Raw genomic sequence first — 26126 nt, forward strand, 5'->3', positions numbered from 1 at the left:
CCCCACCACAACACACAACAACACACCGCCGCTTGACAACCAAAACCCAGGGATGTCTTCACGGACCTTGGCAGCCTGCCGATGCACCCAATGTGGCGTTCGGTGCGCTCAACGCACCCAATGTGGCATTGGGTGCGTCTGACGCACCCAATGCCACATTGGGGCGCTAGCCCCGCCCCATCGAGAACCGCCACCGATGCACCCAGCCCACCAGTGCACCCACACCACCCCCGCACCCCGATACGAAGCCCAAATGCGGTCTGAGGGTGCTTGTCAAGGCATCTTTCCCGCCTTGACAAGCACCCTCAGACCGTCATCACAATCAGGCTTCGGGGTGCCCCACCCCAGCCCCCACAGCAATGTCGCCGCCAGGCGACGAGCCAGACACCCAGCACAAGTAAAGGGGCCGACCCCGAAAGGTCGGCCCCCTTCACTGCCCGGTCACCACACCGCGGCCGCGTTCCCCGATGAATCTCCCCGTGGAATCTCCCCTGGAAACCCTCAGGCGCAGTCGCGGCAGATCAGCCGCCCGCCGTTGTCCTCCGCGAGCCTGCTGCGGTGGTGCACCAGGAAGCAGACCGAGCAGGTGAACTCGTCCGCCTGCTTCGGCACGACCTTCACGGTCATGTCTTCCCCGGAGAGCCCGGAGAGGTCCGCGCCGGGAAGTTCGAAGTTCTCCGCGGTCGCGTCCTCGTCGACGTCGACGACGCCGGACTGGTTCTCGTTGCGCCGGGCCTTCAGCTCCTCCAACGAGTCTTCGGCCAGCTCGTCGGCTTCGCTGCGGCGCGGAGCGTCGTAGTCGGTAGCCATTGTCCCTCACCCCTGCGATTCAGCATGTCGTCCTGCACCGGTTCCGGAGGCGCCCGATACCGGTCGTGCCGCTGGTCAACGTTCCAGCGCCCCTGTTTGTGCCCGGCCTGCGAGTGACCCAGGTCTCAGCCTGGTTGACCTCGTCCGGCGGCCGGAGCCCGGGAAGGGTAGCTCACCGCCGGGCGCGCCTCGCACCGAGTCGGACATTGGTGCGCCAGCGTCACCCGGGAGGGGGAACGCGCAGGTGAGACGCCTGTCCTCCGTTCGGGTTGCCCCGGGGTCGCGAACGTCACCTCGCGGCCGCGTCCGCTTGCTCCGGCCGAGCCGTCCGTGGTGCGATCGCCACGGAGGGGCATTACGCGGAACGGGTGAAGGTGACCCGCGACACCGCGCGCCGCGGCCAGCGCCTAGGCTCTCCGGCTACCACGCCGGTGCGTACGCTGGCGGTTACCGCGAGGCGCGGCGGGGCGACCGCGGCCGGTTCTGCGAGGGGAAGGGACGGGGCAGGTGGCGTCGGGGAACGGGTCGGGGAACCGTGGTGCGCGGCCTTATCGCAAGCACCGTCCGCTGCCCGCGCTGATCGTGATCGGCGTGCTCGCGCTCGGCGCGGTCTTCGTCTGGGTCAACGCCGTGGTCGGCCGCGGCGACGTCGACGAAGCGGTGCGCTGCAGCCCGGACCCGACAGCTCCGCCGGGCGTCACGTACACGTCGGTTCCGCACAACGGCCTCGACGACCGCTCCCCCGTGCCGCCGGAGAAGGTCGCGCTGAAGGTGCTCAACGCCAGCAGCACGCGCGGGCAGGGCGGCATCGCCACCACCGCGCTGCGCGAACTCGGCTTCTCCTCGATCGGCGAGCCCGGCAACGACCCGGCGTACCCGAAGGGCGACGCGCGCTGCCGCGGCCAGATCCGCTACGGCGACAACGGGGCCGCCGCGGCCCGCACGGTCAGCCTGGTGATCCCCTGCGCCGAACTGGTCCACGACACCCGCAAGGACGCCACCGTCGACGTGTCCACCGGCAAGCTGTTCACCGCTATCCAGCCGCGGCCCGAGGCGGTCAAGGTCCTGAAGCAGCTCAGCGCCTGGTCGCAGGCCCATCAGGGCGGCGGCAGCAGCGAGCAGTCCGCCGGGCCAGGCGCGCCGGTGGTCGACCAGACGCTCCTGGCCTCGGCCCGCGCCGTCACCTGCTGAGCCCTCGTGAGTGCTGACGCCGGTGAGAACCGGCAGCAGCACTCACGACCCGCTCAAACCTCCGCCGCGCCGCCGGCGGCCAGCGCCGCGCGCAGTTCCGCCGCGATCCCCGGCGACGCCGTGAACGTCGCGTCCTCCCCCAGATCCGCCGCTTCGCCCGGCAGCAGCACCGTCGCGCCCGCCTCCTGGGCCACCAGCGCTCCGGCCGCCCAGTCCCAGCGGTGCAGGCCGTGTTCGAAGTACCCGTCCAGCCAGCCGGCCGCGACGGCGCACAGGTCCAGCGAGGCCGCGCCCCGGCGCCGGATGTCGCGCACCCGCCCGACCAGATCCGCCGTGAGCTTGCCCTGCCGCACCCGCCGGTCCTGCGCGTAGGAGAACCCCATCCCGACGAGCGACAGGTCCAGCCGGTCCGCCGCGGACACCGACAGCCGGTCGCCGTCGAGCCAGGAACCGCCGCCGCGCACAGCCGTCCAGCGGCGGCCGCTCACCGGCTCCACGACCGCTCCGGCGACCGAGACCCCGTCCACCTGCGCGGCGATCGACACCGCGAAAGTCGGCAGGCCGTAAAGGAAGTTGACCGTCCCGTCGATCGGGTCGACCACCCAGGTCACCCCGCCGGCCGCGGCCTCGCCGCCGCCCTCCTCGCCGAGCACCGGTTCCCCTGGCCGGATCCGCTCCAGCCGGGCGCGGACCAGTTCCTCCGACTCCCGGTCCACCGCGGTCACCACGTCGGTCTCCGCGGACTTCGTGTCCACCGCGACCTCGCCGCCGGACCGCATCCGCACCCACGCCGTCCGGACCAGGTGCGCGGCCTCGACCGCGACCTGTTCGGCGGTGTCCTTCAGGTCGTTCAGCATCGCCTCGTCAACTCCCACGCCCGCCATGTCATCACATCCGGTTAAAGTCTCCGCAGCAAGCTTCTGAATCGTGCGAGAAGGGACCACGTCAGTGACGGCGACCCGAGGTTTCGGAATCGACATCGGCGGCAGCGGGATCAAGGGCGCGCTGGTCGATTTGGAACAGGGACAGCTCATCGGGGACCGGCACCGGATCGAGACTCCGCAGCCGTCGACGCCGGACGCGGTGGCCGACGTGGTCGCCGAGATCGTCCGAGAGGCGGAGTGGGACGGCCCGGTCGGCGTCACGCTGCCCGCGGTCGTGAAGAAGGGCACCGCGCACACCGCGGCCAACATCGACCGCAAGTGGATCGGCACCGACGCCGAAGCGCTCTTCGCGAAGCGGCTCGGCAAGAGCGTCGAGGAAGTCACGATGCTCAACGACGCGGACGCCGCCGGCCTCGCCGAGATCCGCTTCGGCGACGCGGCCGCGCGCACCGGCGTGACCGCGCTGCTCACCTTCGGCACCGGCATCGGCAGCGCGCTGTTCCACGACGGCAAGCTCGTGCCCAACACCGAACTCGGCCATGTCGAGGTCGACGGCCACGACGCTGAAAAACGCGCGGCCGCTTCGGTGAAGGACAACGAGGGCCTGTCCTACCCGCAGTGGGCGAAGCGGGTGCACCGGTACCTCTCGGTGCTGGAGAACCTGATCTGGCCGGATCTGTTCATCGTCGGCGGCGGCGTCAGCAAGAAGGCCGAGAAGTGGGTGCCGCTGCTGGAGATCCGCACGCCGGTGGTCGTCGCGTCGCTGCAGAACAACGCGGGCATCGTCGGAGCCGCCGCGGCCGCCGCGGAGGCCGCCGGCCGCTGAGCCGGGGAGGCCGCGCCGGGTCTCGGGCCGGTCACCGCGAGGCGCCGGGAAGGGGGCCGGAGGGTGATCGCTTCGCGACGCAGTGGGCCGACGTCGTTACAATGGAACACGGCGCAGGAGCTGCGGAGGCAAAACCGCAGGCCGAGGCGTGTTCCCCGAATGTGAGGCAGCCGAGGTGGCGACATCTCGGCTCGTCATGATCGACCGCTGCGAAAGGGCGTAAGTGGCAGCCGCAAGAACCGCAACCCGAGGCGGGACGAAGACAGCGACCGAAGCCGGCGAGCCGGCCGACGAGGCAGCCACCGGAGCGGCGAAGTCCCCGGCGCGCAAGACCGCCGCGAAGTCGGCAGGCGCGAAGAAGACTCCGGCCAAGAAGGCTCCGGCGAAGAAGGCCGCCGCGAAGGGCGCGAAGACCGACGACGGCGATCCCGACGGCCCGGTCGACCTCGACGAGGCCGAACTCGACAGCCCGGATCTGTCCGACCTCGAAGAGGTCGAGGTCGACGTGGTCGACGAGACGGTCAACGACGAGTCCGACGACGATGACGACGACTCCGAGGACGAGGCCGAAGCGGCCGACGGGTCCGCGAGCCCGGCCACGTCCACCGCCGCGCGCCGTCGCGCGAGCGCGGCGGAGAAGGGCGGCAAGTCCTCGGACAACCCGGACTTCGTGTGGGACGAGGAGGAGTCCGAGGCGCTGCGCCAGGCGCGCAAGGACGCCGAGCTCACCGCGTCGGCCGACTCGGTCCGCGCCTACCTCAAGCAGATCGGCAAGGTCGCGCTGCTGAACGCCGAGGAGGAGGTGGAGCTGGCCAAGCGGATCGAGGCCGGGCTCTACGCCGCCGAGCGCGTGCGCACCGCCGAGGAGGAGGGCGAGAAGCTCGTCACCCAGATGCGCCGCGACCTCAAGTGGATCGTGCGCGACGGCGAGCGGGCCAAGAACCACCTGCTGGAGGCGAACCTCCGGCTCGTGGTGTCGCTCGCCAAGCGCTACACCGGCCGCGGCATGGCGTTCCTGGACCTGATCCAGGAGGGCAACCTCGGCCTGATCCGCGCGGTGGAGAAGTTCGACTACACCAAGGGCTACAAGTTCTCCACGTACGCCACGTGGTGGATCCGCCAGGCGATCACCCGCGCGATGGCCGACCAGGCCCGCACCATCCGCATCCCGGTGCACATGGTGGAGGTCATCAACAAGCTCGGCCGCATACAGCGCGAACTCCTGCAGGACCTCGGCCGCGAGCCGACGCCCGAGGAGCTGGCGAAGGAAATGGACATCTCGCCGGAGAAGGTCCTGGAGATCCAGCAATACGCGCGCGAGCCGATCTCGCTGGACCAGACCATCGGCGACGAGGGCGATTCGCAGCTCGGCGACTTCATCGAAGACTCCGAAGCGGTCGTCGCGGTGGACGCGGTGTCGTTCACGCTGCTGCAGGACCAGCTCCAATCGGTGCTGCAGACGCTGTCCGAGCGCGAGGCGGGCGTGGTCCGGCTGCGCTTCGGCCTCACCGACGGCCAGCCCCGCACTCTCGACGAGATCGGCCAGGTCTACGGCGTCACGCGCGAGCGGATCCGGCAGATCGAGTCGAAGACGATGTCGAAGCTGCGCCACCCGTCGCGTTCGCAGGTCCTTCGCGACTACCTGGACTGAGCCGCTTCCGCCCGGTTCTCGCGAAAACCCCGCCCCGCACTCCGCGGCGGCGGGGTTTTCGCGTTTAACCGGCGACAACTCCCGCGGCGCCGTCCCGGCTATTTCCGCGAAATCCTTCCTTCGCCCGACCACAGTGGACCGGACAAGTCCGGAAAACCCCGCGCGCGCGACTCCCCCGCGAATTACGCTGCGGCACAAGGGGAATCCACGGGGTGAATCCCGGCCGGGGGAACAGGCATCCGAACGTGCGCCGCGACGGCGAACCGCGGCCGCCGCCGTCGCGCGCATGTCCGTTTCCCGTTCACAACCGTTCACCCGGAACCCCGGAACCGTTCCGGAATACTCATCGCCGGTGCACGATCCGGCACCCACCGCGACGCCGGGACGCGGACAAGAGGCTAAAGTCGGTTGTTCCCCGCCCGGTCGCGGAAATCGTGATTGTTTGGTTGCCTGAAAACGAAGATCGCAACGGGTGATCGCCATTAGGCTGCGCCCACAACGAGCGTCAGTATTGGAAGGCAGCACCGCCCAGTGTTTTCGACGAAAACTCAATCGCGAGCGAGCCAGGGATGCCCGGCGGCGCGGAGCGGATCCTCCGGCCCCGGTGAAGCGAGGCAACTGTGATCGGGTTCCTCCTCCGCAGACTCGTCAACTACATCGCCCTGTGCCTCGTCGCGACCTTCGCGGCGTTCTCCTTGGCGTCGCTGTCCTTCAGCCCGCTGGACGCGCTCAAGCTGCGCAATCCGCCGGCGCCGCAGGCGACCATCGACGCCAAGGCCGCCGAGCTGCACCTTGACCAGGCGATCCCGCACCGGTTCTTCACCTGGCTGGGCGGCGTGTTCCAAGGCGACTTCGGCCGCACCGTCGCCGACCAGGCGATCACCGACGAGCTGTTCCGCCGCGCGGGCGTGAGCCTGCGGCTGTTCCTGCTCGGCATCACGATCGGCATCATCATCGGCGTGCTGGTCGGCGTGGTCAGCGCGATCCGGCAGTACAAGATCAGCGACTACCTCGCCACCACGTTCTCCTTCGTGGTGCTGTCGACGCCGGTGTTCGTGATCGCCACGATCCTCAAGGCAGGCGCGCAGTCGGTGAACGACAACCTGCTCGACGGGTACCAGTTCTTCATCGTGCAGGGCGAGGGCGGCAGCGTCGACGGCGGTTTCGGCGACGTCGTGCTCGACCGGCTGCAGCACATCATCGTGCCGACCCTGGCGATCGTGCTGACCCAGGTCGCCTACTACAGCCGCTACCAGCGTTCGGCGATGCTCGACGTGCTCGGCTCGGACTTCCTGCGCACCGCGCAGGCCAAGGGCCTCACCCGCAGGCGCGCGCTGTTCAAGCACGGCCTGCGCACCGCGCTGATCCCGATGGCGACGCTGTTCGCGTTCGGCTTCGGCCTGCTCATCACCGGCGGCGTCTTCACCGAGAAGATCTTCGGCTGGTACGGCATGGGCGACTGGCTGGTGACCGGCATCCAGAAGCAGGACACCAACATCGTCACCACCGTGACCCTGTTCATCGCGATCTGCGTGCTGCTCGCCGGCTGGCTCGCGGACGTGCTCTACGCCGCGCTCGACCCGAGGGTGAGGATCTGATGGCCGCCCCATTGAACGAGGCCGACCTCGCCGACTCGGCCGTCGCCGCCACCGAAACGGAGACCGAGCGGCAGAACGGGAAGTCCTCCAGCCGCGGCAGGCTGGTCGCCCGCCGGTTCTTCCGCAACAAGCTGGCGCTGGCCGGCCTGGTCGTGATCCTGCTGTTCTACGTGCTGGCGTTCACCTACAGCTGGTATTCGCCGTGGGGCTACGACGAACTGGACCCCGCGGCCACGCTGATGCCGCCGGACGGCACGCACTGGTTCGGCACGAACCAGATCGGCGGCGACATGTTCGCGCAGACCATGCGCGGGCTGCAGAAGTCGCTCACCATCGGCCTGCTGGCCGCGCTGTTCTCCACCGGCGTGGCCTCGATCGTCGGCTCCGCGGCCGGGTACTTCGGCGGCTGGACCGACCGGCTGTCGATGTGGGTCGTCGACCTGCTGCTGATCCTCCCGCCGTTCCTGATCATCTCGATCCTGTCGCCCGCCTTCCGCGGCAAGACCTGGCTGATCCTGGTCGGCCTGATCGCGCTGTTCCAGTGGATGATCACCGCCCGCATCGTCCGCGGCATGACGCTGACGCTGCGCGAGCGCGAGTTCGTGAAGGCCGCCAAGTTCATGGGCCAGTCCCCGTGGCGGATCATCTTCAAGCACATCGTGCCGAACATGGCGTCGCTGCTGATCATCGACGCGACGATCAACGTCGGCGTCGCGATCATCATGGAGACGTCGCTGTCGTTCTTCGGCTTCGGCGTGCAGGCGCCGGACGTTTCGCTGGGCACGCTGATCTCGGCGGGCTCCGACGCGGTCCGCACGTTCCCGTGGCTGTTCTACATCCCGGCCGGCTTCCTGGTGTTCACCGTGCTCGCGGTGAACTTCGTCGGCGACGGCCTGCGCGACGCGCTCGACCCGTCGTCCAGCCGTTCGCGGCGCAAGGAACGCAAGCGGATCCAGGAAAACACAGCGAAAACCTCGTCTTCGACGCAGACTGTGGGAGCAGAAGCATGAGCGCCGCACTCGAGCTGAGCGCGGAAACGGGCAAGCCTACTGGCACCGTGCTCGAGGTCTCCGACCTCGAAGTGTCCTTCCCGTCCGAGTCCGGCCGCGTGCACGCGGTGCGCGGGCTGAACTACCAGGTCGCGGCGGGCGAAGTGCTCGGCATCGTCGGCGAGTCCGGTTCGGGCAAGTCGGTGTCGTCGCTCGCGGTGATGGGGCTGCTGCCGCCGCAGGCGCGGGTGTCGGGTTCGATCCGGTTCCAGGGCAGCGAGCTGATCGGCAAGTCCGACACCGACCTGTCGAAGATCCGCGGCAAGAAGATCTCGATGGTCTTCCAGGACCCGCTGTCCGCGCTGACCCCGGTGTACACCGTCGGCGCGCAGATCGCCGAAGCGCTGCTGGTGCACGGCAAGGGCACGATCACCAAGCAGCAGGCGAACAACCGCGCGGTCGAACTGCTCGACCTGGTCGGCATCCCGAACGCCGCGGCGCGGGCGAAGGCGTTCCCGCACGAGTTCTCCGGCGGCATGCGCCAGCGCGCGGTGATCGCCATCGCGATCGCCAACGACCCGGACCTGATCATCGCCGACGAGCCGACCACCGCGCTCGACGTGACGGTGCAGGCGCAGGTGCTGGAGGTGCTGAAGACCGCGCAGGAGGTCACCGGAGCCGGCATCGTGATCATCACGCACGACCTCGGCGTGGTCGCCGGGTTCGCCGACCGGCTGATGGTGATGTACGCCGGGCGCGCGGTCGAGCAGGGTCCGGTCGACACGATCTACGCCCAGCCGCGGATGCCGTACACGCTGGGCCTGCTCGGTTCGATTCCCCGCGTGGACGCGCGGGAGAAGCAGCCGCTGGTGCCGATCGAGGGCCAGCCGCCGTCGCTGGTGAACCTGCCGGAAGGCTGCCCGTTCGCGCCGCGCTGCCCGCTGGCGATCGACGCCTGCCGCACGGCCGAGCCGGAGCTGTTCACGATCACGCCGGGCAACCCGAACGCGCCGGTCGACACCACGCACCGGGCCGCCTGCATCCGCACCGAGGAACTCGGCCGTCCCGATGCGGACGCCGCCGAGGTCTACGGCGCCGAGGTGATCAAGGAAGCCGAGGTCGCAGCGCTTCCGCGCACCGAACGTTCGACCGTGCTGGACGTGCGGGACCTGCAGAAGCACTACGGGATCAGCAAGGGCACCGTGTTCAAGCGCAAGGTCGGCACGGTGCGCGCGGTGGACGGGATCACCTTCGACATCGTCGAGGGCGAAACCCTGGGCCTGGTCGGCGAATCCGGCTGCGGCAAGTCGACCACGCTGATGGAGATCCTCGAACTGGCGGCCCCGTCGCACGGTTCGGTCGCGGTGCTCGGCAAGGACGTCGGGAAGCTCGCGGGCAAGGACCGCAAGTCGATCCGCCGCGACCTGCAGGTGGTCTTCCAGGACCCGATGGCCGCGCTCGACCCCCGGCTGCCGATCGGCGACATCATCGCCGAGCCGATGGTCACGCACGGGTTCTCGAAGGAGCACATCGGGAAGCGGGTGCCGGAGCTGCTCGGGCTGGTCGGGCTTCGCCCCGAGCACGCCGACCGGTACCCGGCGGAGTTCTCCGGCGGGCAGCGCCAGCGCATCGGCATCGCGCGGGCGCTCGCGCTGGAGCCGAAGCTGATCGTGCTCGACGAGCCGGTGTCCGCGCTCGACGTGTCGATCCAGGCCGGCGTGATCAACCTGCTGGACGAGCTGAAGGCCAAGCTGGGCCTGTCGTACCTGTTCGTGGCGCACGACCTGTCGGTGGTCCGGCACATCGCCGACCGCGTGGCGGTGATGTACCTCGGCAAGATCGTGGAGATCGGCGACGTCCGCACGGTGTTCGAGGCTCCGCAGCATCCGTACACGCAGGCGCTGCTGTCCGCGATCCCGATCCCGGACCCGGCCAAGGAGCGCGAGCGCGGCCGGATCATCCTCACCGGGGACCTGCCCAGCCCGGCGAACCCGCCGTCCGGCTGCCGGTTCCGCACCCGGTGTTTCGTCTTCTCGCAACTGTCCGAAGAGGACAAGAAGAAGTGCGTCGACGTCGAACCGCCGCGCGAATCTCGCGCCGAGGACCACGACGTGGCGTGCCACTACGCCAAAACCCGCGAAGTCGTGTAGCCACGATCCGTTGGCACACCAGAAGAAGGAAGGTAGACACATGCGACGGAGAATGGCCGCGATCGTGGCCCCCGTTGCCGCTCTGGGGCTCCTGCTCGCCGCTTGCGGCGGCGGCAGCGGCGGCGGCAGCAATCTGCAGGACACCGGCTCGACGGGGGTCAAGACCGCCGACATCAACGAGCAGCCGCTGGACAAGCTGAAGGACGGCGGCGACTTCAAGTGGCCGGTCGACCAGCTGCCGGACAACTGGAACTACTACCAGGTCGACGGCACGGTCCTCGACGGCGCCAGCATGTTCGGGGCGATCCTGCCCTACCCGTTCCCGCAGAACGCGGACGCGACGGTCGGCCTGGACAAGAACTACCTGACCTCGGCCGAGATCGTCAGCAAGGACCCGCAGGTCATCGAGTACAAGATCAACCCGAAGGCCAAGTGGAGCAACGGGCGGCAGTTCTCCTGGGAGGACTTCGCCGCGATGGCGAAGGCCCTGAACGGCAAGGACACCGCCTACCAGGTCTCCAGCACCACGGGTTACGAGGACATCGCCAAGGTCGAGAAGGGCACTGACGACCTCGACGTCAAGGTCACCTTCTCGAAGAAGTTCGCGGAGTGGAAGTCGCTGTTCTCGCCGCTGTACCCGAAGGAGGCGATGGCCGACGCCAACACCTTCAACAAGGGCTGGGCGCAGAAGGCGCAGATCACCGCGGGTCCGTTCAAGATCAAGAACGTCGACTACACCGCCAAGACCGCGGTGTTCGAGCGTGACCCGAACTGGTGGGGCGACAAGCCGAAGCTGGACACCGTGACCTACAAGGTCGTGGACCGTCCCGCGCTGGCGGACGCGTTCGCCAACGGGCAGATCGACTACTACCCGCTGAACAACGACATCAACGCGTTCAAGCGCGCTCAGGCCGACCCGAACGCGGTCGTGCGCCAGTCGGCCTACCCGGACTACACGCACATGACGCTGAACGGCGCCTCGTCCTCGATCCTCGCGGACAAGGACCTGCGGCTGGCTATCATGCGCGGCGTCGACACGGTGACCATCGCGAAGTCGATCCTCGGCCAGATGCAGAAGGACACCACGCCGATCGGCAACCACCTGTACCTCAAGGGCTCGAAGACCTACGAGGACAACAGCGGCCCGTACAAGTTCGACGCGAACGCGGCCAAGGCGGAGCTGGACAAGCTCGGCTGGAAGCAGTCCGGCGACCTGCGCGCCAAGGACGGCAAGCAGCTGAAGCTGCGCCTGGTGATCCCGTCGGGCACCCCGATCAGCCAGCAGACCGGCCAGATCCTGCAGTCGCAGCTGAAGGCGATCGGCGTGGGCATCGACATCGTGGCGGTCCCGTCGACCGAGTTCTTCAAGAACTACGTGAACGTCGGCAACTTCGACCTCACGCTGTTCCGCTGGATCTCGAACTCGTTCCCGATCGGCGGCAGCAAGGGCATCTACTACCTGGACCCGAAGAACATCAACCAGAACTACGGCCGGATCGGCAGCGACAAGGAAAACCAGCTGCTCGACACCGCGGCGCAGGAACTGGACGACACCAAGCGCGCCGCGGACATCAACGCCGCGGACAAGGAGATCTGGGCGCTGGGCCACCAGCTTCCGATCTTCCAGTCGGTCGGCGCCTTCGCCGTCCGCAAGACGGTGGGCAACTTCGGTTCGCCGGGCTACGCGAACAACCCGTACGACTACCCCAAGATCGGGTTCGTGAAGTAATCCTCCCCCAGCGGGAATCGAAGGAGCGGCGCGGACTCCCCGCGCCGCTCCTTCCTTTTTGGACAGTTAAGGTGATCTCCGTGCGGAAGTTCCTGCAGGTGCGGCCGGTCCGGCACATACTCGTGACGAGCGCGGTCGTGTTCGTCGCGTGCGCGGTGGTGTTCGTGGTGCAAATGCTGGAATTCAACGGCACCCGGCCGCGGCTGCAGGGGCTCACCGCGAACGCGACCGGAGTCGTCTCGCGAGTCGACGACAACACGGTCACCGTGCGGTTCCCGGTGCCGAATCAGCCGGAGGCGAACGCGGCGGTCGAACTGGACACCACTCCCCCGCCGCTGGGCGCGAAGGTTCCGGTGCGCTACGACCCGGCCGCGCCGTCCCGGGCGGTCACGACTGGCGCTTCGGCGCTGGTCACCGCCGACCGGGCGTCGACGTACGCGACGGTCACCGTGGTGGCGGTGCTCGCGATGCTGGCGGTGAACGGGTTCCTGCTTTTCACCCGCTTCGTGCAGCCCTCGCGGCGCAAGGCGGGCGCTTCCGTGCCGATGCGCCGGGTGAAGGTGCAGCGCGGGTTGCTGACGCGGTCGTGGCTGGAGACCGACACCGCGACGCCCCGGTGGATCCCGGTGTACTTCTCGCCGACGCTGATCGGCCTGCCGTCGCCGTCGCGGATCGAGGTGCTGGGCGACCTGCGCACCGACCGCCACATCGCGGTCCGCATCGACGGCGAGGTGCTGTACCCGGCGGGTGCGGTGCGCACTGGCGAGCCGCACGGCCGCCGGCTGGACAACCCTTCCGAACCGGACGAGGAACGCACGCTCGCGGCGGCGACTCCGGTCCGGCTCGCGCGGCAGTTCCGGGCCGACCTGCCGGTGCTGGCGGTCGCGCCGGTCGTGGGCGCGTTCTGGGCGCTGGTGGACGGGAGCGGCATCGCGGGCTGGCTGGTGGTCAGCGTGCTGATCGCCGCGTTCGGCTTCTGGTGGGCGGCGCTGCGCGGCTCCGACCCGTCACTCTGACCAAACCAGCCCAATGAGAGTCTCCTAGGCAGGCATGGCTGGCGAGCTTATTGCGCTCAGGAGAAGGCCGCTGGCAGAGCTGGCTAGACGAAGACCGAGTCCGACGCCCGCATGATCAACCATCGTGCTACACGCCGAGTCGCCTGGCTGGTCTGACGAGTCCCAGACGAATCTAGACCTCCGCGAGCAAGCGGTGCGCGCACTACGCCCGTTGTGCGCGGCCGCACCAGGTCAATACCGACGCCAGCCTCCTAGCCAGCCCTGCAACTGCCTACTGCTACCTATACGAAGCCTTCGCCGCGCAGGCTGGCGGAATACCGAGGCATGTACCAGAGTCATCGCCAATCGGCGGGCACAAAGCGACATGCACATCCCCGCACTCTCGTCGTCTGCACCCGCGTCGTTCCTCCGACGCTCTCGGCTCCCGCAACGACCTCGCATCGGTCCGACCGTCGTGCGATCTTCCCGGCAGAAGCTCTCCTGTAACAGCTATCGCTCTCGAGCTAAAAGACTCCGGTTTCGTGCAAGCGGACCGCCAGAGCAAGAACACCGACTCCGCCAGTGGCCGACCAGATCAACTTAAGAACCTTGTAGGCATCGGCGCGACGCCTGGCGTTCCGGCACGAGAGTGCCACGTGCGCCGCGTACACAGACAATGAGGCTACAAGTAGACCGTAGCCGAGAACGAACCACACCCAAGGCAACGCCCGCTCCTCAGATCATCGTCGCTGCGATCGGAGGAATCGCTTCATGGTCGGTAACCCCGTTGATGCAGCCGCCTGCAGCTGCTGGTGACCGCTCGGTCGGCAGTACACGCTCGATACCCCCGCAGTTCTAGCCGCGGCTGCTAAGATAGGTGCAACGACCCAGCAAACAGCCGCGACGTTCAACTGCGGGGCCAAGATGAGGCTACACCAGCCCCCGCAGTTCGACAATTAGGCCCTAGCGTGGGGGCTTACTGGCCAGCTGCCAGCAGAGAGGATCAGGCGATGACAACACCGAGCGACACACCACAGTCGTCGACACTGGACGTTGACAAGGGGCAAGTGGTGCGGGTGATGCCAGTTCACCCCAATCTGTCGCTCTGCACGATGCCTTGGAGCAGGCTGTCCCGCATCGTGCCCGACCCCCGGCGAGCCGAAGACCCCAAGGCTCTGCAGTACGGTTCGGCAGCAGACCGCGAGCAGGCCGCGTTGCGCAATGACGTGCAGCGCATGATTAATAAGACCAAGAAGGCCGAGAACGCAAAGGAATACGCGCGATACATCGCCGAAGGAATTCGCGGAGTTCATGGCCGCCGGTGGACAACACCCCCTTTCGCCCTATGGGTCCAAGACGCACTTGAACACGTATCCTCTACAGGCCCATACGGCGAGGACTACATCGCAATTTTACCATTCGACGTTAATGGCGTACTGGTTGATGCGGAGACCCAGCATCTTGCACACATAATTCTCTCAGAAGAACCTGACCTGTACGGAGTAACGAAGGATCAGGTAAGAAACCGGCTCGTAGCTGTTGAGATTCACCATGGCGTCGACATGCGAGATGCACGCCAGATATTTCACGACAGAAACTTGCTTGGCGTAATTCCAAATAAAACCGTTGCCCTCAACTCGGACTCACGTGACATTGCCACCACGATCGCTTTTGCAATCATGGACAATATCAATGTCCGACACCCGAGAACCAAGGCAGACGTCCCACTACGAGCACTTGTTTCAGCCAACAAAAGACAACTTGGAGCGAAAGACAACGAGTGGATGACTCTATCGACTCTTCGGTCGTTTGTAGTGACATCCATCTTTGGCCGAGCAGGAATCGAACTTACGAGCGCTGCGGTGAGCCCCGATGAACTTCCCGGAGCAACCACTGAAGAGAGCGCCCGCAAGGAAATACTCGGAGTCGCCGATCTCTTGTTCGCCGCGCACAGCGAGGCTTTCAATGACCGAGTAAACACGATTATTGCGACACCCGCAGTGCTCGCAGCATTGGGTGCGGTCGCACATCAGAGCATGTCATGGAGTCGCGACTTTCGGCGCTCGCCCGAAGGCTTCATTGAGCTTATCTCGGATGTCATTTGGTACCGCAGACCTGAAATTTGGGACGGAGTTGCAGGAAAAGTGACACCGTCCGGCAAACTTTCAGTCGCAGGAGGAGCAAAGGACAACGGCTCGAAGACGGCAACTGCACTAGAGGACGAGGCATCCCCGTCTTACAAGAAGATCCGCGGACAGCTGGTGAACTATTCCGCGCAGGCCACGACGTTGACCTGGGCACCGCAGAGAGCCCCTCACATCGAGCGTGAGGACTAGTTGGCACCGCAGTGAGCCAGACCGATCACCTTTCGGTTGCTGGCTCGCTGCGGGTCAATCTATTTCAGCTCACCTGCCTCAATGCCCCGACATAGCAAACCCGTACCGATGCGATTTTTGTGCGACGTCAGGCTCCGGATTCCAGCGCCGCCAGTACCTCGGCCAGCTCGGAGTACGACTCCTCCATCCGGCCCTCCTTCCCGAGCCGGTGCCGTTCCAGCCGCACCGCGCCGAGATGCCGGGCCTCGTAGTACAACGCCCGCCGCCGCGCCGCCGGGGACGGATCCAGCCGGCCGTAGGTGTCCCAGAACGCCTCCCGCTCCCCTGGTTTCGCCGACGCCATGCGGATCGTCCAGTCCGCCGCCGGGTCGCCCCACCAGCTGCGGTCGTGGTCGATCACGCCGACGATCTCCAGCTCCGGCGTCAGCATCACGTTCACATGCCACAGATCCCCGTGCAGCAAGCGCGGTTCAGTAATCTCGTCGAGCAGCGCGGCGTCGCGCCTCGCCCAAGCGCCCACCGCGCGCAGATCTGCCGCGTCGAGGCCGATGTCCTCGACGTCTGCGGCGTTGTCTTCGAAGTACGCGATCAGCGCTTCACTCCAGGTCGCGAAGTGCGGCCCGGCCACGACGCCGAAGCCGGGGCCGCGCACGTCGTGAATCGCGCGGGTGATTTCGCCGAGCCGGTGGAAGTACGGGGTCCGCTGCTCCGGCGGGCAAGACGACAGGACCTCGGGGCCGGGCTGGCCGGGCAGCACGCCCTGCAGCACGTAGTCGCGGCCGATGACCTGGTGCGTGAAGTCGGCGGCGAGCGTGCGCGGCATCAGCGGCGAGATCGGCGCGAAGTACGGTGCGGCAAGGTATTCGTTGCGCATGAACTGGTGCTCGATCCGGGTCTGCCGCGCCGGTTCCGGGGCGACGCGCAGGATCACCGGGCCGTCGGCCAGCTCCACCCGGTAGGTGTTGTTGTACCCGCCCCAGCCGATCTCGACCGCGGACCGCGCGGTGCTGCCGAGCGCACGGCGGCACAGCAGTTCGATCTGCTCGGCGGTGAGCGGTTGCTGGAACGCGTCCGAGGGCCGGTCTTTCGGCTGGAAGTCCACCGGGGCATCCTGCCATTCCGCTCAGGACAGCACGAATCCTTTACGGCTCAGGGAATCCTCGATCCGCAGCCGTTCGAGATCCCGGTCGACGCCCTCGCGCAAGCCGTCGAGCCGGTGCGCGACCCCGACCTCGCGGCAGGCGGTGACGAGGAGTTCGTCGTACGCCTGCCGGGTGCCGATCCGCCGTGCGGCAGGGGTTCCGGCGGGAAGCTCCGCGAGAGCCCGGCGTACCCGGCGCAGATCGGCGGCCACCTGCTCTACCGGCGGTTCGGACGGCACTGGCGCGGCCCGTCGCCGACGCACCCAGCGACAGACAGCGGGAAGGCGGAGGGCAGCCCAGAACAACGCCGAGGGTGCCACGCTGACCACGGCGAACAGCACAACCGGACCGGCCGCCACGCCCCCGAGTTTAGCCTCGGCGGCGTTTGCGCGCCCGGTGCGCGAACAGCACCGCCACGCCCGCCGCGAGCAGGACGATGCTGGCGATCACGTGCAGCTGCGGCGGAAGCACGTGCAGCTGGAGGAACCAGCTCGGGTGCTCCGCGCCGGAGAGCCGGTTGATCAGCCCGCCCGCGCCTTGCGCCACCAGGAGGATGCCGAACAGCTCGATCATCGCGACGCCTTCTCTTTCGGCGCGGAGGAGCCGAAAATCTCCTGCCACAGCGGTCCGAACACGAACCACAGCCCGGTGACCGCGCCCAGCCGAGGCAGCCAGCCCCACAGCGGCTCGACGTGGCCCGAATCGCCCACGACGACGATCGCGAGCAGCAGCAGTCCCGCGCTGATCGCGGACGCCAGCACGCATTTGCCCCATTCGCGCCATTCCTTGCGGGCCTTGGCGCGCCCGTACAGCTTCTCCGGCCGCGGCCCGCCGGCGAACCGGTGCGCGAACCGGACGTCGGCCCACTCCACCATCGAGGGCCCGAACACCACCGAGAAGCCCAGGTACACCGCGGCCAGCCCGTGCGTCACGTTCGGCTCCGCGCCGTTCATCAGGTCGATCACCGTGATCACCAGCAGCACCAGGTCGACCGCTGGCACCAGCGCCAGCAGCACGGTGCTGGCCTTCTGCTTGCGCAGCGCGTACCGGGTCAGCAGCCCGGCCGCGATGAAGACCCAGAAACCGATCTCGCACGCCACGATGGCGACGGTCATCGGACTGTTCAGAATGACGTCCATGGCTCCACTGTCGCGGCCGCGGGCCCGCGCGCGCGTCAGCGGACGGCACGATCGGGGGGTCATCATTTCGTAGGACGACCGGGCCGCGGCGGTGTGCTGTCATAGGCGGGTGCGCTCGCGAGACCTGCGCTCGGCTCTCCCCCGGCTGAGCGGACTGCCTTCGTGGCAGCAGAACGGCCTCGTCGCGCTGGCGGTGTTCGCCGGCGGCTCGTTGCTGTACCTCGCCGACGTCCACCGGCTGCAGCCGAGCGGCGACCCGTATCCGCTGTGGGTCCGGTTCGCCGAACTAGCCGCGATCTGCCTCGCCGCGTTCCTGCGCCGGAAGGTGCCGTGGGGGCTGCTGATCGCCACGGGGATCGTCGGCGTCGACGTCGTGCTGGGCCTGTCGCTGCCGATCGCCATCGCGTACACGGATTTCCTGTACTCCGCCATGATGCACGGCTCCCGCCGGACGACCCGGGTCCTGGTCGGAGCCACCGCCACCGCCGTGCTCGCGGTGGTGGTCGTCTTCCTGGCCTTCGCGGGCTGGCGGGTGGCGGCGGTCGGCGCGTTCAGCATGCTGTCGTTCCTGCTGGTCCCGGTGTGGTGGGGCGCGAATGTGCGCCAGCAGAGCGACATCGCGGCGACCGAACGCGCCAACGCCGAGCAGCTCGCGACGATCGCAGGCCTGGACCGGCGGGCGGCGGTGGCGGCCGAACGCGCGCGGATGGCCCGCGACCTGCACGACGTCGTCGCCGGGCATCTGTCCGCCATCGCCATCCAGTCGGAGGCGGCGCTGTCCATGGCCGACGACCCGAAGACCGCGCAAACCGTGCTCGTCGCGGTCCGGGAGAACAGCGTGCGGGCGCTGGAGGAGATGCGCGCGATGATCGGCCTGCTGCGTTCGGAGTCCACGGCCGACGAGGTGACCGCCCCGGCCCGGCTGGCCGAGCTGAGCAGGCTGGTGGAGTCGGCGCGGGCGTCGGGTATGACGGTCACTGTGGATTCCACTGTGGACGAAGAACTCGCGCTGCCGACGGCGGTCGACCTCACCGCGTACCGGATCGCGCAGGAAGCGCTCACCAACGCGGTCAAACACGCGCCGGGCAGCCGGGCGACGGTGCGGCTGCGAGCGGCCGACGGCACGCTGACCGTCGAGATCGACAACGAACTGTCCAGCAGGCCCGCCCAATCCGACAGCGGCGGGCACGGCTTGCTGAGCATGCGCGAGCGCGCGCACGCCGTCGGCGGCACCCTTCAAGCAGGCCCGTCCGGGCCCCGCTGGCTCGTCCACGCGGAACTTCCCCTCGCCGGAGAGGCATCATGACGATCCGAGTCCTCGTCGCGGACGACCACGGCGCCATCCGCGCCGGGCTCGCGCTCATCCTCGGCAACGCCGACGGCATCGAGGTGGTCGGCGAGGCGGCCGACGGCGAGGTCGCGCTGCGCCAGGCCCGCGCGCTGCGGCCGGACGTCGTCCTGATGGACGTCCGGATGCCCGGCACCGACGGCATCACCGCCACCCGGCAGCTGATCGCCGAGGGGCTGGCCGAGGTCCTCGTCCTCACCACCTTCGACCTCGACGAATACGTGCACGCCGCGCTGCGCGCCGGAGCCGCCGGGTTCCTGCTGAAGTCGGTGGAGGCGCCCCGGCTGATCGAGGCCGTCCGGCTCGTCGCGGCCGGCGAGGGCGTGCTCGCGCCGCAGGTCACGAAACGGCTGATCGCCGCGTTCGCCAGCACCCCGGCCGGAGCGTCGCCCGCCCCGGCCGGGCTGGCCGACCTCACCGAACGCGAGCGCGAGGTGCTGGGCTGCCTCGGCGCCGGGCTCTCGAACGCCGAAATCGGCGCCAGCCTGTACATCGGCGAGGCGACGGTGAAAACGCACGTTTCCCGGGTGCTGGCCAAGCTCGGCCTGCGGTCCCGGGTGCAGGCCGCGATCCTCGCCCAAGACCATGGGATTGCGCCACCCGGCTGACCGTTGTGCACATCCGCGCGCGACCTTCTAACGTTCCCCCATGGGTGTGCGGAGAACTCTCGACGTCGACGAAGTCCTCAAGCGACAGGAATCCGGCGAGCTGAAACGGCGGCTCAGGGGACGCGACCTGATCGGCTTCGGCGTCGGCATCATCATCGGCACCGGGATCTTCACCCTCGCCGGGGTCGAGGCCAAGACGCACGCCGGGCCGTCGGTCACGCTGTCGTTCGTGATCGGCGCGGTGGTCGCCGGCCTCGCCGCGCTCTGCTACGCCGAACTGGCCTCCAGCGTGCCGACCGCGGGCAGCGCCTACACCTACGCCTTCGCCACGCTCGGCGAGGTCTTCGCCTGGATCATCGGCTGGGACCTGCTGCTGGAGTTCGCGCTCGGCGCGGCCGTGGTGTCCCGGAGCTGGTCCGGCTACCTCGCCAACCTGCTCGGGCTGTCGCCGGACTGGTTCGGCGAGGACGCGACGGTCAACGTCGGCGCGGTGCTGATCATCGCGGTGCTCACGATCGTGGCCGTGGTCGGCATCAAGGAGTCCGCGTGGCTCACCAACGTGCTGGTGCTCGTCAAGGTCGCCGTCTGCGTGCTGATCCTCGCCGTGGGCGTGTTCTTCGTGAAGGGCGCGAACCTCACCCCGTTCGTGCCGCCCGCGCAGCCGCCGTCCGGCACCGCGAACGCCCTGCACCAGCCGGTGGTCCAAGCCGCGCTCGGGCTTGAGCAGTCGGTGTACGGCATCGCCGGCATGGTCACCGCCGCGGCCGTCGTGTTCTTCGCCTACACCGGCTTCGAAGCGCTCGCCAACCTCGGCGAGGAGACCATCAACCCGCGCAAGGACCTCCGCGTCGGCATCCTCGGCGCGCTGGCCGTGTGCGCGGTGCTCTACATCGGGGTCTCGATCGTGCTCACCGGCATGGTCCACTACACCGACATCGACTCCGGCGCGCCGCTCGCGGACGCGTTCGACCGGGTCGGCCAGCACTGGGTGGGCGCGCTGATCTCGCTCGGCGCGGTCACCGGGCTGACGTCGGTGATGATGGTCGAACTGGTCACGATCGGCCGGATCGGCTTCGCGATGGGCCGCGACGGCCTGCTGCCCAAGGCGATCGGCACGGCGCACCCGCGCTGGGGCACGCCGCACCGGATGACCATCGGCGGGGCCGCGCTGATCGCCGTGCTGGCGGCGTTCGTGCCGATCTCGGCGCTGGCCGACATGGTCAGCATCGGCGCGCTGTCGGCGATGATCATCGTCGCGGTCGCGGTGCCCGTGCTGCGCAAGCGCCGCCCGGACCTGAAACGGCCGTTCAGCGTGCCGTTCTCGCCGGTGCTGCCGATCATCGCCGCGCTGGCGTGCTTCTACCTGATGCTGAACCTCGACGTGATGACCTGGATCCGGTTCGCCGCCTGGCTCGTGCTCGGCCTGCTGATCTACTACTTCTACGGCCGCAAGCACTCCCGCTTCGCCAAGCGGCCCGCCGACCCCGCGTCGCCCGGCGGCGTGGAATCCGGGTCGTAGCCAGCGGGTTCAGGCCACCGCCAGGTGGACGCTGCGGTGGCGCGGGTTTTCGATCTCGTCGAGCAGCGCGATGGCGAAGTCAGCGTACGAGATCTTGACCGCGAGGTCGCCGTGCCCGCCGATTTCGTAGCGGCCGGTGCGCTCGCCGTCGTGGTCGAAATCGCCGACCGGGCTCACGTACACCCAGTCCAGCCCGGCGCCTTCGGTCCGGAGCACCTCGAGCCCGGCCGCGTGCGCCAGGCAGAACGGCCGGAACTCGGCCGGAATCGAGTCCAGCACCGGGGTTCCGTCGGCGGCGGGCAGCAGCGCGGACAGCCCGACCGCGACCAGCCGGTCCACTCCGGACTGCGGTAAGCCGGTGACGAGGGCGTGAGCGGCGCCGGTGAAGAAGGCGTCCGGATCGGTGCCCTCTCCGTAGACGGCAGCCGCGTTGATGGCGGCGTCGTGTCCGGCGGCGAGGGCAGCGACGTCCGCGGCGTTGGTGACGTCGCCAGCGACGACATCTGCCACGTCGCGGTAGCGCGCGGGATCTCGGACCACCGCGGTGACTTCGTGGCCGCGCCGGCGCGCCTCAGCGGCTGCCTGCCGTCCGGCCCGGCCGCCCGCGCCGAAAATGACGATCTTGCTCATCGTGGGAATACCTCCTGGAGTGCCGATGCTCTGGAAGGTAGCCAGGGGGCCGGTTCCCTCCGGGATACTGAGAGGAGACCGCGATGGCCGTTCGGCAGCCGTTGCCGCCCGATCTGTTCGAGGAGCTGTGCCCGTCGTCGCTGGTGCCGTTCCGCTTCGGGGACAAGTGGTCCGCGCTCGTCATCCGCTGTCTGGAGGACGGACCGCGACGGTTCTCCGAGCTTCGGGTGCCGCTGCACCGCGTCACGCCGAAGGTGCTGACCCAGACGCTGCGCGGGCTCGAACGCTCCGGCCTGGTGTCCCGCACGGCGCACGCCGATCCCGCGTCCGGCGTGGAGTACGCGCTGACGCCGCTCGGACGAAGCCTGCTGGAGCCGATGCAGGCGGTGTACGGCTGGGTCGCCGAGCATTGGGAGGAACTGCTGGACGCGCAGGAGCGTTACGACCGTTAGCCGTTGCGGTACAAGCGGTTTGCCAGTTCTCCCGGCAGCGGGTACACCCGTTCCCCGGGCAACAGCCGCTGTGCTTGCGCGACGCGCCCGGTCTTGACCAAAGCCGCCGCCCTGCGGACCTGCGGCGTGCGGTCGTCCATGCCGACGATCCACTCGTCGGCGAAGACGCGGATCAAGTCGCGGCCGATGCCGACCTGGATGCTGTAGTGATTCAGCGCCGCTCCGCGCCACGACCGTTCCGGATCCCACTGGACGTGCACCGCGGCCTTGGCCACCGCTGCTGGATCCGAGGTCGTGAGCGCCGCCCGGGACAGCGCCTCCTCCCATCCCGCCCGGGTGATCCGCACCGCGAGAACGCGTTCCTGACCGGGTTTGCGCGCCCAGTTGCTGCGATGCACGAGCCACCGGAGCGAGGGTTTGATCCACGTCATCCGGTGAAACGAAAACGGCGCGACGAACCGGCCCGTCCGCAGCGCCGCGTCAGCGATGGCCGGCGAGTAGGCCTGATAGACCACGATCGTGTCCGCGTCAAAGTCCGCACGGATCTCGTAGGGGGCCGTCATGGACCGGATGTTGCCATCCGCCCGGCTGGCCTCGCGAGCTATTTCCCGTCCTACTCCGTGCGCAGCCCGGCGTAGGAAACCGCCTGTGCCAACGCCTCCGCGTGCCGGGCATCCGCCACCAGCAACACCGATTCCAGCCCCGCCGCGACCCATTCCACCGGCTGGTCGTGCACACCGTCGTCGCCCAGCTCGCGGTAAGTGTCCACAACGGACAGCAAGGTGCCCTCCGCGCCGAGCCGGACTCCGGCGATCAGCACGTGGTGCGGCGCGGGCGGCCGCCACCGGTTCGTCCACAGTGGAGGGATGCCGGTGTCGAGATAGTCCAGCAGCGCCCGTTCCGGTGTGTCCGGCGCGCCCAGCTCCGCCGGATCGACCCGCGCCAGCACCGCTACCCGAGGCAGTTCCCACAAGCCCAGCAACAGGTCCGAGACGGTCGACGCGGCCCACTCCCCCAGCGCCGGAACCACCGCGAGCTGTTCCCCGGAAAGCGTCCGGATGGCCGCGGCCAAGCCGTCCAGCGAGGTCCCCGCGGCCGTCTCGTCGAACGGCACCGGAAGGCGAAAGTCGTTGCGGCCCAACGCACCCGCCGGGCGGCTGGCCGTCGCGCGCACGGTACCGGCCGCGATCGCGACCTCGTCCTGGTCCGGCACCGCGAAGCCGGCCGCGCGCAGCGTCACGAGTGCGGTGAAGGCCGCCGCCAGCCCGTCCTTCTGCGGCAGTTCCGCTCTGGCTTCGGCGACCAAGCGCGCGCCGCCGGGAAGCCAATGGACGTCGGAAAGCCCCGTGTTCAGTACCGCCACAGATGCGCCGCCACGATCTCCTCAGGCGCCCGCTCGGCGGCCCACGCCGCGTCCGAGGCGCGCACCGCGCGGAACGCGCCGAGCAGCTCGTCCCCCAGCGCCCCGGACACGCGCGGGTTCGCCAGCAGCGCAGTGTCCTGTTCGGACGGACTCGCCGGCAGCGGCAGCACGCCCGCGGTGTTCCGTTCCCCTTCGGTCCAGCCGCCCGGATCCTCCGCGATCGGCTCCGGCAGCACCGCCGAATCCTCGATCCCGGCCATCCCGGCGGCGAGCACGGCCGCCAGCGCGAGATACGGATTGGCCGACGCGTCCGACGTTTTCAGCTCGACGTTCGCGTGGTCCGCGCCAAGCAGCGCGGTGCCCGGCACGTACCGCAGCGGCGCTTCGCGGTTTTCCACGCCCCAGAACGCGTAGGCACCGGCGAAAAAACCCGGCCGCAATCGCATCGTCGACGGCACGCTCGGCGCCGTGATCGCGGTCAACGCGGGCAAATCCCGCAGCAGCCCGCCGAGATAAGCCGCTCCGTCGCCCTCCGGCACGCCGTCGCCGGTCAGCAGATTCCGGCCCTTGCGACGGACGGAAGTGTGCAGATGCCAGCCGTTCCCGGCGGCACCGAGCCCGATCATCGGCGCGAAACTCGCCGCGAGCCCGTGCGCGTGCGCGGCCGCGTGAATGGTCTGGCGGGCGAGCAGCTGATCGTCGGCCGCGGACACCGGATCCGTGGCCGCGAGCGACAATTCCAGCTGCGCCACGCCGTATTCCGCGTGCAGCTGGCCGATCTGCAGGCCGTTCGCGGCGAAATCGTGCAACAGCGCGGCGACGAACTCGTCCAGGCGGATCAGCGCGTGCGGACTGTACGCGGGCCCGCGATGCCCCGGCGCGGACACTACGTCCTCGCTGCCCGACGGCGTGACGGAGAACTCCAGCTCATACCCGGCCCGGAAGTCGAGACCGCGCTGCGCCGCCTCGGCGACCTGCCGCTCCAGCACAGACCGCTGGCAGTAGGGCCACGGCGAACCGTCCGCGGCGAGCTGCCGCACCGGAGCCCAGGCGAGCGCGGGCTGCCCGGCGAGCCGGCGGAGCCGTTCCACCACCGGAACGAGCCGGATGTCGCCGGACGGCGTGCCGAGGCCGGAATGGGCGAAGGTGATGGCGTCGTGGCTGTCGAAAACCGCGAACAGCGAGGTCGCGCCGACGCCGCGGACCGCCGCGTCGGCCAGCCCGCCGACCGGGACCACGCGCGAGCGCGGGATGCCGTTGTTGTCCGCCCAGGCCAGGTGGACACCGCCGACCCCCGCCGCGGCGAGGTCCTTGGCCGCCGCCGACGCCGCCTTGGTCATGGCAACCTCCTCGGGCTCGGGATCAGTATCGCGGCCACGGCCCGTCCGGGCCATCCGCGAGTGTTCACCCCGGCGGCTCAGTGACCGGTCCGGCGTCGTCCCGGCTGCGCAGCGCCACCCCCGCGACGACCGCGAGCGTCCCGATCGCCTCGGCCACGCTCGGCACCTGCGCGAGCACCACGAACCCGACGACCCCCGCCGTCACCGGCAGCAACGCCAGCAGCACCGCGAACCGCGCCTGCCCGAGCCGGCGCAGGACCACTTGGTCGAGCGCGTACGGCACCACGGTAGACAGCACCCCGACGCCGATCCCGAGCACGAGCATGCGTGGCGAACCCCACATTTCGCCGGTGCCCAGCGCGAGCGGCGACAGCACGACGGTCGCCACCACGAACCCGACCGCGAGCGAATCCAGCCCGTCGCCGCCGATCGCGACCCGCTTGCCGAGCAGGATGTACCCCGCCCAGGCAGCCGCCGCGGCCAGCGCGAACACGACGCCGAGCGCGCTCCCCGCGATCCGCACGTCCGCGATCGCGACCACTCCCGCGGCCACCAGCACCAGCGCGACCAGGTCCCGCCGCGTCCGCGACCCGGCCGCCGCCACGACGACCGGCCCAGCGAACTCCAGCGCGACCACCGTCCCGAGCGGCAACCGTGCGATGGCCTCGTAGAAGACCACGTTCATCCCCGCGGTCACGACCCCGAAAGCGCCCGCGAGCAGCAGCCGCTTGCCCCGCCAGGCGACCTTCGGCGGCCGCCGCCACGCCACCAGCACGACGGCCGCGCCGAGACAGCGCAGCCACGCGACCCCGGACGGCGTGGCGTGCCCGAAAAGGTCGACCGCGATGGCCGCACCGGCATACATCGAAATTCCGCTGAGAACGAACAAGACCGGAGCCGGAATCGCGCCCACGCGTTTCAAGGAGAGTGCAATGCCCACTCCCGCATGGTGCCTGACCACGGAAAACACCCCGCGCCGGGCCGCCGGGTCCTAGGGAATGAGACGCCGCTGCGGCAACCGGGCTAATTCGGCGTGACGCACCTCCCACCGGCGCGGGAACACTTGCGGGCCGCCAAACGTCTGCAAGAGTGGAAGCACGAACACCGCGGAGCCGGAAGCGATCCCCGCCGAAGGCATCGACACCGAAGTGGGCGTAGCTGGATCGAGGCACCGGGCGACCGGTGCCGGGACGGAGGGAGACCCCCATGACAACACCGACGCTCACCCGCCCCGAATTGACCGCAGCCGACCGATGCGACCGGTGCGGAGCAGCAGCTCAGGTACGCGCAGTGCTCAGCTCCGGAGGCGAGCTGCTCTTCTGCGGGCACCACGCGCGCGAGCACGAGGCCAAGCTCAAGGAACTGGCCGCGGAGATCCAGAAGTAGACCGCCCACCACAATTTCGTTCCCGGAGGCGGCAGGCGCA

At 68.9% G+C, this 26126-nt stretch carries 25 protein-coding genes; 14 read left to right on the forward strand and 11 right to left on the reverse strand.

Annotated features, from left to right (window positions below):
* Positions 1–501 precede the first annotated feature (501 nt).
* The gene (locus ACFSVL_RS18840) at positions 502–810 is read right to left on the reverse strand and encodes a DUF4193 domain-containing protein (RefSeq protein WP_013224476.1); all 309 of its coding nucleotides are present in this window, start codon (positions 808–810) and stop codon (positions 502–504) included.
* Positions 811–1317: 507 nt separating this feature from the next.
* Here ACFSVL_RS18840 and cei point away from each other — a divergent pair.
* Positions 1318–2001, forward strand: coding sequence for an envelope integrity protein Cei (cei, locus tag ACFSVL_RS18845; RefSeq protein WP_378305859.1), 684 nt, complete (start codon positions 1318–1320; stop codon positions 1999–2001).
* Positions 2002–2054: 53 nt separating this feature from the next.
* Here the strand turns inward: cei and ACFSVL_RS18850 are convergent, their stop codons facing one another.
* Positions 2055–2885: an inositol monophosphatase family protein gene (locus tag ACFSVL_RS18850; RefSeq protein ID WP_378305861.1), complete on the reverse strand. Its 831-nt coding sequence runs from the start codon at positions 2883–2885 to the stop codon at positions 2055–2057.
* 64 nt (positions 2886–2949) lie between these two features.
* Here ACFSVL_RS18850 and ppgK point away from each other — a divergent pair, with 64 nt between their 5' ends.
* The 8 genes from ppgK (at position 2950) to ACFSVL_RS18890 (ending at position 15159) form a co-directional block, all read left to right on the forward strand.
* Positions 2950–3711 carry a polyphosphate--glucose phosphotransferase gene (gene ppgK, locus ACFSVL_RS18855; protein WP_378305863.1) on the forward strand — a complete coding sequence of 254 codons (762 nt, stop codon included), beginning with the start codon at positions 2950–2952 and terminating at the stop codon, positions 3709–3711.
* Between the two features lie 223 nt (positions 3712–3934).
* On the forward strand, positions 3935–5362 hold the full coding sequence (locus ACFSVL_RS18860; RefSeq protein ID WP_378305865.1) for an RNA polymerase sigma factor: 1428 nt from the start codon (positions 3935–3937) through the stop codon (positions 5360–5362).
* A 620-nt stretch (positions 5363–5982) separates the two neighbouring features.
* Complete coding sequence (locus ACFSVL_RS18865) at positions 5983–6960, forward strand: ABC transporter permease (RefSeq protein WP_378305867.1); 978 nt, start codon at positions 5983–5985, stop codon at positions 6958–6960.
* Positions 6960–7970, forward strand: a complete 1011-nt coding sequence (locus tag ACFSVL_RS18870) for an ABC transporter permease (RefSeq protein ID WP_378305869.1) — start codon at positions 6960–6962, stop codon at positions 7968–7970. The genes ACFSVL_RS18865 and ACFSVL_RS18870 overlap by 1 nt, the downstream gene beginning before the upstream one ends.
* Positions 7967–10099 carry an ABC transporter ATP-binding protein gene (locus ACFSVL_RS18875; RefSeq protein WP_378305871.1) on the forward strand — a complete coding sequence of 711 codons (2133 nt, stop codon included), beginning with the start codon at positions 7967–7969 and terminating at the stop codon, positions 10097–10099. The genes ACFSVL_RS18870 and ACFSVL_RS18875 overlap by 4 nt, the downstream gene beginning before the upstream one ends.
* Before the next feature lie 40 nt (positions 10100–10139).
* On the forward strand, positions 10140–11828 hold the full coding sequence (locus tag ACFSVL_RS18880) for an ABC transporter family substrate-binding protein (RefSeq protein WP_378305873.1): 1689 nt from the start codon (positions 10140–10142) through the stop codon (positions 11826–11828).
* 80 nt (positions 11829–11908) lie between these two features.
* A complete protein-coding gene (locus tag ACFSVL_RS18885; RefSeq protein ID WP_378305875.1) occupies positions 11909–12844 on the forward strand; it encodes a DUF3592 domain-containing protein in 936 nt (311 codons plus the stop codon).
* Between the two features lie 989 nt (positions 12845–13833).
* On the forward strand, positions 13834–15159 hold the full coding sequence (locus ACFSVL_RS18890; RefSeq protein ID WP_378305877.1) for a DNA sulfur modification protein DndB: 1326 nt from the start codon (positions 13834–13836) through the stop codon (positions 15157–15159).
* Between the two features lie 127 nt (positions 15160–15286).
* Here ACFSVL_RS18890 and ACFSVL_RS18895 read toward each other — a convergent pair whose 3' ends face one another.
* From ACFSVL_RS18895 to ACFSVL_RS18910, 4 genes are read right to left on the reverse strand one after another with little or no spacing between them, the layout of a single operon-like run.
* On the reverse strand, positions 15287–16261 hold the full coding sequence (locus tag ACFSVL_RS18895; protein WP_378305878.1) for a phosphotransferase family protein: 975 nt from the start codon (positions 16259–16261) through the stop codon (positions 15287–15289).
* A gap of 21 nt (positions 16262–16282) precedes the next feature.
* Positions 16283–16660: a hypothetical protein gene (locus ACFSVL_RS18900; RefSeq protein WP_378305880.1), complete on the reverse strand. Its 378-nt coding sequence runs from the start codon at positions 16658–16660 to the stop codon at positions 16283–16285.
* Between the two features lie 10 nt (positions 16661–16670).
* The gene (locus tag ACFSVL_RS18905) at positions 16671–16874 is read right to left on the reverse strand and encodes a hypothetical protein (protein ID WP_378305882.1); all 204 of its coding nucleotides are present in this window, start codon (positions 16872–16874) and stop codon (positions 16671–16673) included.
* Positions 16871–17440 carry a hypothetical protein gene (locus ACFSVL_RS18910; protein ID WP_378305884.1) on the reverse strand — a complete coding sequence of 190 codons (570 nt, stop codon included), beginning with the start codon at positions 17438–17440 and terminating at the stop codon, positions 16871–16873. Before ACFSVL_RS18910 ends, ACFSVL_RS18905 begins: the two co-directional genes overlap by 4 nt.
* A 109-nt stretch (positions 17441–17549) precedes the next feature.
* Between ACFSVL_RS18910 and ACFSVL_RS18915 the strand changes: the two genes are divergently transcribed.
* Genes ACFSVL_RS18915 through ACFSVL_RS18925 form a run of 3 tightly spaced genes read left to right on the forward strand, consistent with a single transcriptional unit; the run spans position 17550 to position 20915 of the window.
* Positions 17550–18746, forward strand: coding sequence for a sensor histidine kinase (locus tag ACFSVL_RS18915; RefSeq protein WP_378305886.1), 1197 nt, complete (start codon positions 17550–17552; stop codon positions 18744–18746).
* Positions 18743–19396: a response regulator gene (locus ACFSVL_RS18920; protein ID WP_378305888.1), complete on the forward strand. Its 654-nt coding sequence runs from the start codon at positions 18743–18745 to the stop codon at positions 19394–19396. The genes ACFSVL_RS18915 and ACFSVL_RS18920 overlap by 4 nt, the downstream gene beginning before the upstream one ends.
* Before the next feature lie 40 nt (positions 19397–19436).
* Positions 19437–20915 carry an APC family permease gene (locus ACFSVL_RS18925; protein ID WP_378305890.1) on the forward strand — a complete coding sequence of 493 codons (1479 nt, stop codon included), beginning with the start codon at positions 19437–19439 and terminating at the stop codon, positions 20913–20915.
* 9 nt (positions 20916–20924) lie between these two features.
* On the opposite strand, the gene ACFSVL_RS18930 is transcribed toward ACFSVL_RS18925, so the two are convergent.
* Positions 20925–21611, reverse strand: coding sequence for an NAD(P)-dependent oxidoreductase (locus ACFSVL_RS18930; protein ID WP_378305940.1), 687 nt, complete (start codon positions 21609–21611; stop codon positions 20925–20927).
* 17 nt (positions 21612–21628) lie between these two features.
* On the opposite strand from ACFSVL_RS18930, the gene ACFSVL_RS18935 reads away from it, so the two are divergent.
* Complete coding sequence (locus ACFSVL_RS18935) at positions 21629–21997, forward strand: winged helix-turn-helix transcriptional regulator (RefSeq protein ID WP_378305892.1); 369 nt, start codon at positions 21629–21631, stop codon at positions 21995–21997.
* On the opposite strand, the gene ACFSVL_RS18940 is transcribed toward ACFSVL_RS18935, so the two are convergent.
* From ACFSVL_RS18940 to ACFSVL_RS18955, 4 genes are all read right to left on the reverse strand, one after another.
* Complete coding sequence (locus tag ACFSVL_RS18940) at positions 21994–22560, reverse strand: DUF4291 domain-containing protein (RefSeq protein WP_378305894.1); 567 nt, start codon at positions 22558–22560, stop codon at positions 21994–21996. The genes ACFSVL_RS18935 and ACFSVL_RS18940 overlap by 4 nt on opposite strands.
* A gap of 50 nt (positions 22561–22610) precedes the next feature.
* The gene (locus ACFSVL_RS18945; RefSeq protein WP_378305896.1) at positions 22611–23360 is read right to left on the reverse strand and encodes a DUF6885 family protein; all 750 of its coding nucleotides are present in this window, start codon (positions 23358–23360) and stop codon (positions 22611–22613) included.
* A complete protein-coding gene (locus ACFSVL_RS18950; RefSeq protein ID WP_378305898.1) occupies positions 23348–24700 on the reverse strand; it encodes a glutamine synthetase in 1353 nt (450 codons plus the stop codon). The genes ACFSVL_RS18945 and ACFSVL_RS18950 overlap by 13 nt, the downstream gene beginning before the upstream one ends.
* A 64-nt stretch (positions 24701–24764) precedes the next feature.
* Positions 24765–25565: an EamA family transporter gene (locus ACFSVL_RS18955; protein WP_378305941.1), complete on the reverse strand. Its 801-nt coding sequence runs from the start codon at positions 25563–25565 to the stop codon at positions 24765–24767.
* A gap of 341 nt (positions 25566–25906) precedes the next feature.
* Here ACFSVL_RS18955 and ACFSVL_RS18960 point away from each other — a divergent pair, with 341 nt between their 5' ends.
* Positions 25907–26086 carry a DUF7455 domain-containing protein gene (locus ACFSVL_RS18960; RefSeq protein ID WP_037358805.1) on the forward strand — a complete coding sequence of 60 codons (180 nt, stop codon included), beginning with the start codon at positions 25907–25909 and terminating at the stop codon, positions 26084–26086.
* Positions 26087–26126: the final 40 nt, after the last annotated feature.

This window comes from Amycolatopsis silviterrae (assembly GCF_042684085.1).
In the GTDB taxonomy this organism is placed as follows: domain Bacteria; phylum Actinomycetota; class Actinomycetes; order Mycobacteriales; family Pseudonocardiaceae; genus Amycolatopsis; species Amycolatopsis silviterrae.